Source organism: Dysgonomonas sp. 25 (assembly GCF_010501075.1).
Classification (GTDB): Bacteria; Bacteroidota; Bacteroidia; order Bacteroidales; family Dysgonomonadaceae; genus Dysgonomonas.
Genome location: NZ_QVMN01000002.1, coordinates 297,466 through 311,101, shown reverse-complemented (window position 1 = coordinate 311,101; position 13,636 = coordinate 297,466). Strand labels below are relative to the sequence as shown.

The window sequence follows — 13,636 nt, the reverse complement described above, 5'->3', positions numbered from 1 at the left end:
TTTTTAGAATGCAAAATTACTGAAAATTTGAGTAATTTTATTCCTGAAATTTCATACGAAATGCTTTAGGCGATAAATTTATTCTCCTTTTGAATATGCGATTAAAATTGGATATATTATTAAATCCTGCATCACGGCATATAATGTGTATGGGTAGTTCAGACTCTTTCAATAAATGTGATGCATGAGTTAACCGGATATCTATCAGATAGTCTGATATATTTATTCCTGTTTTTTGCTTATAAAACCGGCTTAACGAAACAGGTGTCATTTTAACTAAACTTGCCAGATACTCTAAGCGTATATTGTCTTTATAATATATTCTGAGGTATTCCTGTATTTTTTGTATCCTGCTATTTCTTAAATGAATATTGTCTATCTTGGAAAGATTAACGGATGACGATAATTCCTGTGTTTCCCCAACGAAAGATGAAAGGTCGTACAAAACAGCAAAGAGATTGATAACAAAATAAAAATCTTTCTCTTTTTTTGTCAAAGAATCAATTTGATGATATGTTTTCAGGATTGCATTCATAGGGAAACAAAGCCCTTTGCAAGCTTTGTCGAACATCTTGGGTATGGGACTAAATGCGTTTCGGCATAATAAGTTCCCGAATATATCAGGAGAAAATTGTATCGATATTCTGCGTATATGCCGATTATTATTGTATTGCTCCAAATTATATTCCAAATCTCTATTTGTAATCAACACTAAGTCGTAATCTCCGATTGCCTCGACAGAACAGCCTACAATCCGGTTCGCGCCGGGTGCATTGACTACAAGATTCAGTTCATAGTCAAAGTACCTACGAATAGGAACATCAAATTTATCAATATAGCGGTCTTCTATATAGAAACAATCCTCATTCGGTAAGATTTCGTTCCTTTGATTATACATAACTGATTATAAAGATTATCGGTGTATCTTCATTACAAAACCGCCCCCCTGAGCCATCGAAATTGGTAATTGTCTATTGTCAGGAATTATTATAGTTTCTTTTTTGTAATCACGTGCAGCTTTATTCGCATTTATTCCGTCCTTAAATACTTCTGCTTTGAAATTACCTTCTCCTAAGAATGATAAATCCAACGTCAGTGTACGTCCATCCCAGTTTGTTAGAGAGCCCACATACCATATATCATCTTTCTGACGGGCAATGGTTATATATTTCCCTATTTCTCCATTCAGAGCGATAGTATTGTCCCAGACTGTAGGTACCATTGCTATAAATTCAGCACATTCGGCTTCATTCATATAATTGGATGGGCTGTCGCACAACATATTAAGGGGCGATTCAAAAATAATATATTCCGACAATTGCCGACAACGCGTTCCTTGGCTCATGGCTTCGTTATTAACAGGATGATAATTCCACTTAGTCGCATTGCGCATGGCTCCCTGAGTATAATCGACAGGCCCTGCCAGCATACGGATAAACGGAAAAGTAACATCGTAAGTCACCTGATCTACCGATTTATCCGACCACTTCATTTGTTCCAATCCATGTACCCCTTCAAAGTTGATAACATTAGGAAATGTGCGTTGCAACCCTGTTGGCTTATACGATCCATGATAATCGAGCATCATTTTATATTTGGCTGCAATTCCGGCAGCTCGATAATGGAAATCTACCATCGGCTGATCGTCACGATCCATAAAATCTACTTTGAATCCTTTTATCCCCATCTCGGAATAGTGTTTGCATATACCTTCAATGTCTTTATTGAAAGCATAATATCCTGCCCATAAGATAAGCCCTACATTTTTCTTGTTGGCATATGAAACCAGTTCTTCCAAATTTATCTCGGGAATAACCTGATAGAGATCTGCTTTCAGATTTACGGCCCATCCTTCGTCCAAAATCACATATTCTATTCCGTATTCGGAAGCAAAATCTATATAATATTTATATGTTTCATTATTGATTCCTGCTTTGAAATCAACGCCATACAAATTCCAGTCGTTCCACCAGTCCCATGCTACTTTCCCCGGTTTTACCCAGCTGTAATCAGTATTTTTATCGGCAGGTGCCGCCAACTTATATACCATGTCATTATCAGCTAATTGAAAATCGTTTTCCGAAATAATCAGCGCCCGCCAAGGAAAACTAACTCCTTTTTCATATCTGGCAATGTAGTTTTCCCGACTCTGTACTTCTCCCTGAAGCATATTATGTCCGCCTTGTTTAATTTCTTTTGGATAAGGAGCGAAAACACCTTTCAGGCTGTTTGAAGCGTCGCCATTATAGAGGTACATTCCCGGATAGTTGATCAAGTCGGATTCTACTATTGCTATTTTCTTCCCGTTTATGCCTTCGGCTACCAGCGGAGAAAAAGCCAGTCGGTTTTTGTCCCATTGCGAAAGATTGATATGTTGGTAAGTATTCTCAAATGAATTGTAGAACTGCTCCTCGAGTGAGTTGCGTTGATGTTGTACATACGCTACAAATATTCTTTGGTCGGATGGAAAATTGAATATCGCTTGTTCGTCTTTCACTTCGAAAGGTTTCTTCGATTTAGAGATAAAGCGATAGGCTACTCCATCATCATAAGCGCGGAACAACAAGTCAAAACCATCTTTAAATTGAAGTGTCAATTCATTATAGTTGTCAATAATCGTATTACGTTTATAGATAGGGGCCTCAATGGTTTGATTCACTGTCTGGGTAGATGATCTTGAGAACTTCGAGTTCTTCCCATATGAAGAACCATCCGCGAGCATTATGGATATAGGGGAATTTGCCAACATCAAATCGCCATTGTGCGACACTGAATATTCGATCATATCTCCCACTGATATATTGGCCGTTATTTTTCCGTCGGGAGAAGTGACTTTAAACTGCTTTTGGGCATAGGCACTTACTCCCAGATTAGAGAAAAGAAGTACTACAGTTATAATGAATATGTTAAATAGATTTTTCATATATTCCAAATTTACATTTTACTTTATATCCGCATTCATCAATATATCCGGCTTTGCTATGAATTCCTTGAAATCAGGGGTAGAAGAGTGTCCTTCAAACGGAACATAAAAATGATTCGGCATATTCGTTTCCCATGCATTACGCCAAAATAATACCCAACCAATTTTATATTGGCTTATTATAGGATACACGGCTTCGGTAAAGTATGTAGGATAAGGTATTGCCTCCATTCCTGTTTCCCCGACAACAGGTAGTTTGCCTGATTTTTGAGCGTAAGCAGTAATGATTTCCAGATTGCGATTCATCGCTGTTTTATAATTGGCTACAGCAACCGAATCACTGCCTGTTGCATAGCAGTCATAGCCTACGATATCTACATATTCATCTCCGGGATAACGCTCCAGAAATTCGATTTCATCCTTTGTTTCAGACGGCGAGTAGGCATACAGCAGGTTGTGTACATTCTTTTCATTGCGAAGATGATTCACTGTCATTATCCACAATTGCTGATATTCTTCAGGAGTACATTGTTCGCTTCCCCACCAGAACCAAGCGCCTGTATGTTCGTGATACATACGGAACACTACCGGGATAAGTTTACCTTCTTCATCTTTCAGGTCAAGGAAGAAATCCCCCACACGATCGAGCCATGTCAGATATTTCTCATGGTTCGAACCATTCGGCAAGATTGTTCTTACAACCGAATCCTGCGCACAATCCCAAGCGGTATTGCCTGTTACTATATTATCTCCATGCCAGCTTGCAGTAGTAATACCTCCTCTTTTGTAAGTATCTTTTATATATTGTTTCATATCCGAAAAATAGATAGAGTCGAGGTTAAATTCCGCCCCTATTTCGATATGCCCGAGTTCCCAGCCGATGACCGCAGGATAATCTCCTGCCACATCTTTCACGTCCGATCGTCCCGGCTCTTTATACCAACTATGTCCATATGCCAACGCATCCTGATGCCCCACCATGATACCCTTATCCGCTAAATCTAATAACCGGTTATATAGCTTTACCGTTTCTGTCGTAGCGTCTTTATCTATCGGCATATGTTGGTACATTTCTTCTTTTTTCTGATTACATGATATCAGTATTACGCATGCAGCTAAAGCGATTAAATATCTTTTCATATTATGTCTTATTTCTTATTTGAGATTAAAATTTTCTATCATTTCCATGCACATACGGCTGTTGTGGTAAGGACACTTCCAAAATCCGGCTTTGTCGTCGATATGATTAATAGCACCATCTTCGTTCCGGCTCCATATCCACTCTCCATGTTCGGTGTCCACTATTTGATTTTGTATATATTGCCACAGTCTCGTAGCTTTTTCTTTATATATTATATTTTTTGTATTCTTATACGCATACATAAAACCAACTACGGCTTCAGCCTGCACCCACCAGTGGCGTTCCTTGTCTGTATGCTGCCCGTCTTTTTCGTATATCATGCTGCCATCAGCCTCCAATCCTTCCGCTGCTGCATTGGCTATTGTCAGAGACAGGCTTTTTGTTTTATTCAATAACGGTCTGTCACCCAATATATCGGCCGCCTCATACAAGAGCCACGATGCCTCTATATCGTGCCCATAGGAAATCGCCGATGATTTCGCCGTCCAATCTTCACCAAAGAATAAATTCTGGTAGTACGTTTTATGGTCTAATATGTTATCCAAGAAAATATCGATCAGTTCTCTTTGAGCCGTTCTTAATTCCTCGTTATCCCATACGCGCAACAGATTGGTATAAGGTTCAAGAATGTGTAAGTGGGTATTCATTGATTTCTTTTCGTTGGCATCTTTGTCGCTCAGGCGCATATCTTCTATTGTCTGCCATTCGCGGGTAAATGCTTCAAAATAGCCGCCATGTTCTTTATCCTTATATTTTTCTATCAGATGAAATAATCCGATAGCTAAATCCAATGCTTCCCGATCACCTGTCGCCCGATGGTATTCAGAGAATCCATATAAGGCAAATCCTTGTGCATAGACTTGCTTTTTCGTATTTACAGGGTTTCCTTTATAATCGAGTTCCCAATATAAACCACCGAAATCGTAGTCGATGAAATATTCCTTAATATAATGATAGGCGCGTGTTGCCATCGTCAGGTATTCTTCTTTTTGGAGAATACGATATGCAGCAGAGAATGTCCACAAGATACGAGCGTTCAGTACACAACCTTTATTTGCTTTTTTATGCAGTTCGTTATTTCCATCTATACACCCATAAAATCCACCATTTTCAACATCCTGCATTTTATCCATCCAGAAAGGAAGTATATTCTGGGTCAGTTCTTTTTTGAATCCAGCCATTTTGTTATCCTCTTTTAGTGTTTAGTTCTGTGGTTATCTCACTTAGTTTCTTTTCTGTCAATGGATAGAAGTAGATGAATATTACCGATAGTAAGGTTCCTATCGCTGGGAGGAAACTAAGCATCAGGCGGATGCCTTCCTGTGCTTCTGCTGTCTGTGCCACATTAGCCTGAAACCCGAAAAATGCCAGTAACCAGCCTGTTAAAGCTCCTCCTATCGACCAACCGAATTTCTGAGACATAGATGAAGATGAAAATATCAAGCCTGTGGCGCGGCGTCCTGTTTTCCATTCCGAGTAATCGGCAATATCTGCATACATAGACCACAATAAAGGGAAGATACTTCCGGCACAAGCACTGATAAGCACTTGCAAAATGAGCATCATTGCGATATTACTTTTGTCAACAAAATAGAAGGCAACACTGAAAACTGTGGCAAAAACCATAGCGAACAGATATGTCTTTTTCTTTCCTATTTTATTAGAAACCGGAGTTACAAACAGGATACCCAAAATATTAGCAGCTTGCCCCAAAACCAAATAGATAGTTGTTAATGATAGTGCTGAACCTATAAAACCCAAATCGAACGTATCAGGGGCAACTGCATAATATTTGAAATAATAAACGGCAGCCCCATCTCTGATGGAATTGAATATCAGAGCTGCAATACCTGCACCCAATAATATCCACCAAGGTTTATTCTTGAATAAGTCCTTTACATCATCCTTCAATGGATTTTTGGTTTCCTTTATCGGACGTATGCGTTCCTTCGTCCATGAGAAAGTACACAGAAAGAAGGTCACGGCTATAATGGCAAATACAATGGCCGACATAGACCAGCCGAATTGAAGGTTTTTTCCTTCATTACCAAAGAACTTAACTAACGGCTCAATCAATACCAAAGCCAATATGCTCCCCAAGAAAGCGAATATCATGCGGTAAGATGACAGAGCTGTCCGTTCCTTCGGATTGGATGACATAACCCCAAGCAGTGATGCATACGGCACATTGATAAGGGAGTAAATCATCATCATCAGTGAATAGGTGACATAGGCATAAATAATCTTACCTGTTGCACCAAAATCGGGAGTGGTAAAGGTAAGCACACCCAATATCCCGAACGGAACAGCTACCCATAGCAGATAGGGACGGAACTTTCCCCACTTGGTTTCTGTGCGGTCGCCCAGTACTCCGACAATGGGGTCGAACAGCGAATCCCATACACGCGTTACGAGGAACATAGTACCCACTATCCCTGCTTCCAGCCCGAATATATCGGTATAGAAGAAAAGCAGGTACATCCCGAAAAGCTTCCAGAACATCGAAGAGGCTGCATCGCCCAGCCCGTAGCCGACCTTTTCTTTTAATGTGACTTTTGTTGTATTCATGGTATCATTTATTCAAAAAGCTTTTAGCCGTTAGCTATTAGCTAATAGCCAACGGCTTTTATCCCTACTTTTCGAGGTTCTTTTTTATCAAAGTCGTTAAGATTTCCACCAAAGCTGCCGAACGATAAGCATCAGGTGCTGTGTTCAGGCAATAATCGAGCAGGCGGTCAACAGACGATACCGCAACATGCATACGAGTATCAGAAGAAGCATAATAGAGATAGACCGTCCCATCCTCATCAGCTATCCAGCCATTGGTAAATAGGACATTGGACACATCCCCCACTCTTTCTTTACCACTTGGAGCCAGAATATGTCCGGCAGGTTCAGCTATCAATTTGGTTGGATCTTCCAAATCTGTCAGATAAACGTATAACACATAGCGAAGTCCCGCAGCACAAGCACGTACCCCATGTGCCAGGTGTAACCAACCTTTCGATGTTTTAATAGGATGCGGGCCTTCGCCGTTTTTCAGTTCTTTGATTGTATGATAATGGCGGAAGTTGATGATTTTTTCATCTTTTATTTCAGCATTGTTAATATCGTCTACTAACCCCCAACCGATACCACCGCCGCTTCCGGCATCAATAAAGCCATCTTGCGGACGGGTGTAGAATGCATATTTTCCATCAACAAATTCGGGATGCAGTACGACATTGCGTTGCTGGCTTTTCGATTTCAGGTCGGGAAGGCGTTCCCATGTTTTCAAATCTTTTGTACGTGCTATTCCTGCAGCTGCTACGGCAGAAGATAAATCGCCTGCCGGAGCATTCGGCTCTTTCCTTTCCGTACAGAAAATGCCGTAAATCCAACCATCTTCGTGTGCCGTGAGACGCATATCATAGACGTTTGTGTCGGGATCTTCTGTTTCGGGCATCGTTACCGGATAATCCCAGAAACGGAAATTGTCTACTCCGTTAGGGCTTTCGGTAATGGCAAAGAATGATTTGCGGTCGTTGCCTTCTACACGTACAGCAAGTATGTATCTGCCGTTCCATTTGATAGCTCCGGCGTTGAAAGTCCCGTTAATGCCGAAACGTTCCATAAAATAAGGATTTGTTTCGGGATTCATATCATAACGCCAGAATACAGGTGCGTGAGCAGCTGTCAATATTGGATTCTTATATCGTTCGAAGATGCCGTTGCCGGGCAATACGGGCTCATTCTTTAATGTAATCAGATTTTCGTATTCGGCAGTTACGGCTTCTAAGCGTTGGCTAAATAGAGTGTTCATTGTCGTTGTATGTTTTATGTCGTTTATTTATATATTTTCAATACCAATGATTGGTTCTTTTCTAATTTTCGTTTAAGAGCTTTTTTTGTGTTTCCAATCTCTTTGTGCAGATATAAATCTTTGATTTTATACACATTACCCTTATCAAAAGTGATTTCCTTGTCAAATACATTGTCTTTTATTGTTTGACCTTCCCAGTTGAAAATAAAATCTACCGGGTCTTGCGAGCGATTGAAGAAACATATAGCCCATTCATTATTTACCATTGGTTTCACCCATATCTCAACTGTTCCTTCGGTTTTGTATTTGAATCCCTGAATGCCTAATGCATCCTGATTGACTGCGATTATTTCCTTATTGGTAAGTATATCCAATGTTTCTTTCGACATATTTCGCAAATCGTTGCCCAACAACAAAGGGGAGTTCAGAATTGCCCATAATGCAAAATGTGTTTTTTCTTCGTTTGGAGTCAAACCACCATTACCCACTTCGAGCATATCCATATCGTTCCAATGGTCAGGGCCTGCTACTTTGCGAAGCATTTCCTGATCGCGCATATTCAATATATTCATGGCGCCCCATGAAAAATAGCCCCCATGATCGTGTTCGCATTCGAAGCAATTATATATATCGCCGGTTATACGCCAGCTGTGGCCTATCGGCTGAGCCCAGTCCCAAGGCTTGTTTTCTCCCCACTCGCAGATGCTTAGTAAAATAGGACGTCCAGCTTTATAAATAGCATCACGCATAGTGATATATGCCTCTTCGGCATTGAGTTTGCCGGTGCTGCACCAGTCATATTTCAGATAGTCCACTCCCCATTCCACATATTTCAGCGCATCCTGATATTCATGTCCACGGCTGCCGGGATATCCTGCGCAAGTTTTTGAACCTGCACAATTATAAAGACCGAATTTTAGCCCTTTGGAATGTACATAATCGGCTACCACCTTGATACCATTGGGGAATTTTTCAGGGTGGGGAACAAGATTGCCTTGTGCATCGCGTTCCATTGCCATCCAACCATCATCGAGCAATATATGGTTATATCCGGCATCTTTAAGCCCTGTGGCGATTAAGGCATCAGCCATTTCTTTGACCATCTGCTCATTTATATCTGTCCCGAATTTGTTCCAACTGTTCCATCCCATTTGAGGGGTTGGAGCTAACCCTTCAATTTTTTGAGAAAAGGTGCTTAATGATACGGATAGGAATATGATTAAAAAAGTAAGATTCTTCATTTTTGTTCTTATTAATTGAGTAATATGTTTTATGTTTTTACTTCAAGTCCGGCATTTGATCGCGGGTTACAACATTGCTGTTTTGCATTATTTTCCTCAAATAATTAGCTCCGTTGTGTTTGTCCGAACGGGTGTATTCTCCTCCCCAAGGCATAAACCACGACCACGTGTCACCATATTCGAACATTTTTTCTATTTCGGGAGTAGAACCACATTCTGTCAATGCAATGAGTTTTTTTCCACCAAATAGTTCTTTTACTTTGTTGAAGGATATATATTGCGAACCATGCTGATTTTCACCCGGATAAATATCCATACCTATGATGTCTACATAATTGTCGCCCGGATACCATTCTAAGGCATCGTTTGCAGAGTCGCTTGTCCAAATCCAGATTAAGTTATTTAATCCGTGATAATTTGTTAAGCGGTCGTATAGAAGCATCCATATTTTTTTGCAAGGTTCGGCTCCTTTGGCTCCCCACCAGAACCATTCTCCCGAAGCTTCGTGCAACGGGCGCCACAACACAGGGATGTTTGCGTCTTTCAGTTGTTTCAGGTAGCCGGCAACTATATCGATATCCCTTATCATGGCTTTGTATTCCTCCGAATCAGGATTATTTATCTTCGATACGTCAAATGCCGTTTTTTCTGTATAAAACTCGTCTGTCGTAAGCGACGGGTCTCTCCAGTGCCACATGATTGTGACTATGCCATTATTGCTCCACCAGCTATTTGATGTATTTACCACTTCGGTGTAATCTACCCAATTCCAGTTACGGGTATAATTCATGAAATCTAATCCGATGAGGGCTGTCTGCTTTCCCGTTTGCCCGAATATCCAGTCGGCTTCTTTAAGTTCCATACTTCCCGAAATAATCTTCTTCCCAAAGTTATCTTTCAGGAAATCATATAACTTTATGGCTTGAGGCGAAGCATTGTTTGTTACAAGATTGGGTGCTATATCGAACGGTGTTTCTTCTCCTTGTGGGAGGATTTCAATATAATCGTAATAAGTCCATCCCCAGTTTTTCTTTATAGTGATGGTATTACTACCCTTGTTCAATATCACTTTGTTCAATGAGAAGATATTCCATTTACCAGCAGGTTCGAAAGTAAGGTTTGCTACCTTGGCATTGTTGATATATAAATCGTTTTCTTTCCTTTGGTTCTCGTTGAAATAAGATATATTCATTGAATATGCGCCTGCCTCGGCAACAGTGACTGTAAATGAAATATCGCCGTCTTTTTGATTCACATAACCTGAACCGGAAAATCCGGAAATGTTTTTTTCTATTGCAGCGCCATTTAATAAAGTAGCTTCTTCTGCTTCGTATCTTACAATGTCTGAAACGCCAGGTATAAATTCACCTCCGTCTTCACTCTCGTTATTCTCTCCACATGCTGTAAATGAATATAGCGACAGCAGCAGGCCTATTATACAACACTTGTTAAGGAAGGGAATTCTTTTTTTTAATAGCCTATACATAATACTTTAATTATAAAATTATAGCCTCATCCTCAAAAGAATGAGGCTATAATGACAACCAATAAACTTTATTTCTTTATAAAACGAAAGTTACATATACTGAAATCCGGTGATACCTCATTAGCTGGCTGGTGAACTATGCCAAAACCATTCCATCCCATGGCAAGTGACGATTTTGTTGGAGCATTGTTATCCTTGAATACATCAGTAGCTTCCAGCGTTATAGTCATCCATTTTCCGTATGTATTGAAAGACAGACCGCCGCTACTCGGATACCAATCTAAATTCTGCATAATGATTTTTTCGAAATCATTGATAGGCTTATCTTGTTTTGTCAGAATTTCGAACTTTATATAATAATCCTGAGGGTTATTGGCTATATCAGCTTCATTCAGGTTGAAGCCACCTCCAAATACATTAGTCCATGCCCATGCTCCGAAAGAACCTGCAAATCTTGTGTATTTACCAACCAAAGGTTCCGGGTCTCCGGGCTTTGTCCCGTCAGTAACGTATTCACCACCTGCCCACATACCATTGCTACCCAAGTCTTCATAGTTCAATATTTGAATTCCGAAATCACGGTATTTAAAGTTCATTGGATTATCAAGCTTCGGACTGGATAATGTGAATACAGAATTATCAGGAGTTCCCTCCGGTACGATTATACTGAAGCTTTTGTCTGTAAATTCTAAGACTTTGACATCCGAGCCGTTCAAGGTGAAAGTTCCAAGTTCTTCTGTTATTTCATACAGGTCGAGGAAATCTCCAACTATCTGCGCCGTATCTCCCGGTTGAACAAATTCATTATAAAAGCCTTTGACTACCAAAGGGGGAATCGTTACCTCGAAAGGAAATGTAGTTATACCCTTTTCTGTTTCTACTGTGAGGGTATTGGTTACATTCTCGGGTAAAATGCGTGGAATAGACAGTGTTATCTTATGCCTCATTGCATAGATTGTAGACAAATCGACCTCTACATCATTGAACAAGATAGATTTCACATCGGTGAGGTTATTTCCTTGTATAATAATCATTTGGGTTAATGCTCCCGTAGAAAGAGCAGTAAGAGTATCGTAAGGCGTAGCTATTTTCCTTATCGAAGGAGACCCATAAGATGAAAGCTGATTGTCCCAATTATCATTGTAATCTACGATATCGTTACATGAGGTTGCAAATAGAGCAACAACTGTAAGAGATAATGCATATATTATATTCTTGATTTTCATTTGTTTTTAGTTTTTAGGTTAATTTTACCATCCCGGATTATTCTCTGTAATTGCACTGTTGGCATCCATTTCCGATTTTGGCAATGGGAATAACAGGTGTTTGGTTTGCCTGCTCTTCATCACATTGACTTCATCTACACCACCGATTGCATTCATAACGGGCAGATATATTCCCCAGCGGATCAAATCCCATCGTCTGTCTCCCTCAAGTGCCAATTCCATTGCCCGCTCTTCTATTACAGCAGATCTGAAGTCTACAAGAGTTCCTATATTCCCGCTTCCACTCAACACTTTCGGAGTAGCATTGCTACGGACACGTACTTTATTCAAAGCGGCAAGAGCATCATTTGTAGGGGCATTGTTCGCCTCATTTGCAGCCTCAGCATATATAAGTAGTACATCAGCAAAGCGCAGGAATGGCCAGTTGGCATCGGTTCTTTCTATCTTGTTGTCTGTCACATAAGAATATTTGGTAAGGAATGCGAGGAAGCTTGCATTTTTATCACTCCGGTATTCTCTGCCATCATTGAATGGTGCAACCGGTGGTATAAACACACCATATGCATCAGTATACCCAACCGCTTTCTTACGCCATTCTTCATTGTCGGGATAGAATGATCCGCCTTTCCAATCGGAAGTGTTGTCCGAACCTTCTCTTACCCAACGGTGCATTACTCCTTTTTCTATACGGAAGTCTTTGCTCTCGAATAATTTGTACCAATGATCGCGACATCCCCACCATAGACCGTTAATGATGAACCCAGCATCATTCACTGTTCCACAATATGCATTCGGGTATGTCATTCCATATTTAGCATCGCCCGATATGGTTTGCAGGCTCCAGATATGCTCCACTTTATTTTTCGACGACTGTGTCCATATGTCATCGAAAGGTAATAAATCGTATGTCCCGTATATTCCTGTAATTACTTCATTTGCTTTGTCACGTGCGAGTCTGAAATATTCCATCGAATCATAACCTTCATAACCCTTTACCTGTTCTTTGGTAGCAATTAGTGTTACAGGATTAGTATACACTTTATCATTAGCGTTCATTACGAAAGGTGTCCCTCCTCGTACTTTTATTTGTTCTCCCGCAGGTTTGGAAGCAGATGCAATCGTAATATATACTTTCGCCAGCAAAGATGCAGCAGCACCGGCTGAAGCTCTCCCTTCCACAAATCCGGCATCTGTGTTTTTATACATCATATCCTGGGCTTCTGCCAATAGCTCGATAATGTGCGTATAAACATTTTCAATAGATTGGCGAGGCTGATTCGGATCTTCGAGCCCCGAATTGATAGAGGCTTTGCGAATAGGAACTTCACCATAAGCCCTCACCAAAGAAAAGTATGCATAGGCTTTAAGAAAATACAATTCACCAACAACATTTTTCCGATGTCTCTCGGAGACATGCTGCATCTTATCAATGTTCTCCAATGCATAATTTGCCCGGTGGATAAGGTTGTAATATTTCTCCCACATAGTAGTTGCATGCTCCGACGACTGGAAGTTTCCTGCACCAAACGAGCCGAAAGACCAGTCGGGACCTGTCATATAATCGCAATCGAATTCCAATACCGATGGAAATACCGACCATCTGAAAATATCGTCTGATAGCTTACTGTAAACGCCTGTCACCCATTGGTTGGCTCCATCGTCAGAATCTTCTATATCTTCGGGCTGAATGAAATCATATTTTTTCTCTTCTATCATATCTTCACAAGAAGTGGAGACTATGGCAAACAATCCTGCTATACAGAATAGTTTGAATATATGTATTATTTTATTTTTCATTGTTTATGTGTATTTCTATG

At 40.3% G+C, this 13,636-nt stretch carries 10 protein-coding genes; all 10 read right to left on the bottom strand.

Annotation, left to right across the window (positions count from 1 at the left end):
• Positions 1-37: 37 nt before the first annotated feature.
• The 10 genes from D0T66_RS04390 to D0T66_RS04345 all read right to left on the bottom strand — a co-directional run bounded on the left by D0T66_RS04390 (position 38) and on the right by D0T66_RS04345 (position 13,616).
• Positions 38-898 carry an AraC family transcriptional regulator gene (locus D0T66_RS04390; RefSeq protein ID WP_163355997.1) on the bottom strand — a complete coding sequence of 287 codons (861 nt, stop codon included), beginning with the start codon at positions 896-898 and terminating at the stop codon, positions 38-40.
• Between the two features lie 15 nt (positions 899-913).
• Entirely contained in the window at positions 914-2,923 is a 2,010-nt protein-coding gene (locus tag D0T66_RS04385; RefSeq protein WP_163355996.1) for a glycoside hydrolase family 97 protein, read from the bottom strand.
• A gap of 18 nt (positions 2,924-2,941) precedes the next feature.
• Positions 2,942-4,063, bottom strand: coding sequence for a glycoside hydrolase family 26 protein (locus D0T66_RS04380; protein WP_163355994.1), 1,122 nt, complete (start codon positions 4,061-4,063; stop codon positions 2,942-2,944).
• A 15-nt stretch (positions 4,064-4,078) separates the two neighbouring features.
• Positions 4,079-5,245, bottom strand: a complete 1,167-nt coding sequence (locus D0T66_RS04375; protein WP_163355992.1) for an AGE family epimerase/isomerase — start codon at positions 5,243-5,245, stop codon at positions 4,079-4,081.
• Positions 5,246-5,249: 4 nt separating this feature from the next.
• Positions 5,250-6,632, bottom strand: coding sequence for an MFS transporter (locus tag D0T66_RS04370; RefSeq protein WP_163355990.1), 1,383 nt, complete (start codon positions 6,630-6,632; stop codon positions 5,250-5,252).
• 64 nt (positions 6,633-6,696) lie between these two features.
• Entirely contained in the window at positions 6,697-7,866 is a 1,170-nt protein-coding gene (locus D0T66_RS04365; protein WP_163355988.1) for a glycosidase, read from the bottom strand.
• A gap of 23 nt (positions 7,867-7,889) precedes the next feature.
• The gene (locus D0T66_RS04360; RefSeq protein WP_163355986.1) at positions 7,890-9,107 is read right to left on the bottom strand and encodes a glycoside hydrolase family 27 protein; all 1,218 of its coding nucleotides are present in this window, start codon (positions 9,105-9,107) and stop codon (positions 7,890-7,892) included.
• Between the two features lie 37 nt (positions 9,108-9,144).
• Positions 9,145-10,593: a glycosyl hydrolase gene (locus D0T66_RS04355; RefSeq protein WP_163355984.1), complete on the bottom strand. Its 1,449-nt coding sequence runs from the start codon at positions 10,591-10,593 to the stop codon at positions 9,145-9,147.
• 68 nt (positions 10,594-10,661) lie between these two features.
• Complete coding sequence (locus D0T66_RS04350; RefSeq protein WP_163355982.1) at positions 10,662-11,819, bottom strand: glycan-binding surface protein; 1,158 nt, start codon at positions 11,817-11,819, stop codon at positions 10,662-10,664.
• A gap of 24 nt (positions 11,820-11,843) precedes the next feature.
• Complete coding sequence (locus tag D0T66_RS04345; protein WP_185154817.1) at positions 11,844-13,616, bottom strand: RagB/SusD family nutrient uptake outer membrane protein; 1,773 nt, start codon at positions 13,614-13,616, stop codon at positions 11,844-11,846.
• Between the last annotated feature and the right edge of the window lie 20 nt (positions 13,617-13,636).

Excerpts from the sequence above, each read along its gene's own strand:
- D0T66_RS04390 (WP_163355997.1), bottom strand. The coding sequence starts at position 898 with ATGTATAATCAAAGGAACGAAATCTTACCGAATGAGGATTGTTTCTAT.
- D0T66_RS04385 (WP_163355996.1), bottom strand. The coding sequence starts at position 2,923 with ATGAAAAATCTATTTAACATATTCATTATAACTGTAGTACTTCTTTTC.
- D0T66_RS04380 (WP_163355994.1), bottom strand. The coding sequence starts at position 4,063 with ATGAAAAGATATTTAATCGCTTTAGCTGCATGCGTAATACTGATATCA.
- D0T66_RS04375 (WP_163355992.1), bottom strand. The coding sequence starts at position 5,245 with ATGGCTGGATTCAAAAAAGAACTGACCCAGAATATACTTCCTTTCTGG.
- D0T66_RS04370 (WP_163355990.1), bottom strand. The coding sequence starts at position 6,632 with ATGAATACAACAAAAGTCACATTAAAAGAAAAGGTCGGCTACGGGCTG.
- D0T66_RS04365 (WP_163355988.1), bottom strand. The coding sequence starts at position 7,866 with ATGAACACTCTATTTAGCCAACGCTTAGAAGCCGTAACTGCCGAATAC.
- D0T66_RS04360 (WP_163355986.1), bottom strand. The coding sequence starts at position 9,107 with ATGAAGAATCTTACTTTTTTAATCATATTCCTATCCGTATCATTAAGC.
- D0T66_RS04355 (WP_163355984.1), bottom strand. The coding sequence starts at position 10,593 with ATGTATAGGCTATTAAAAAAAAGAATTCCCTTCCTTAACAAGTGTTGT.
- D0T66_RS04350 (WP_163355982.1), bottom strand. The coding sequence starts at position 11,819 with ATGAAAATCAAGAATATAATATATGCATTATCTCTTACAGTTGTTGCT.
- D0T66_RS04345 (WP_185154817.1), bottom strand. The coding sequence starts at position 13,616 with ATGAAAAATAAAATAATACATATATTCAAACTATTCTGTATAGCAGGA.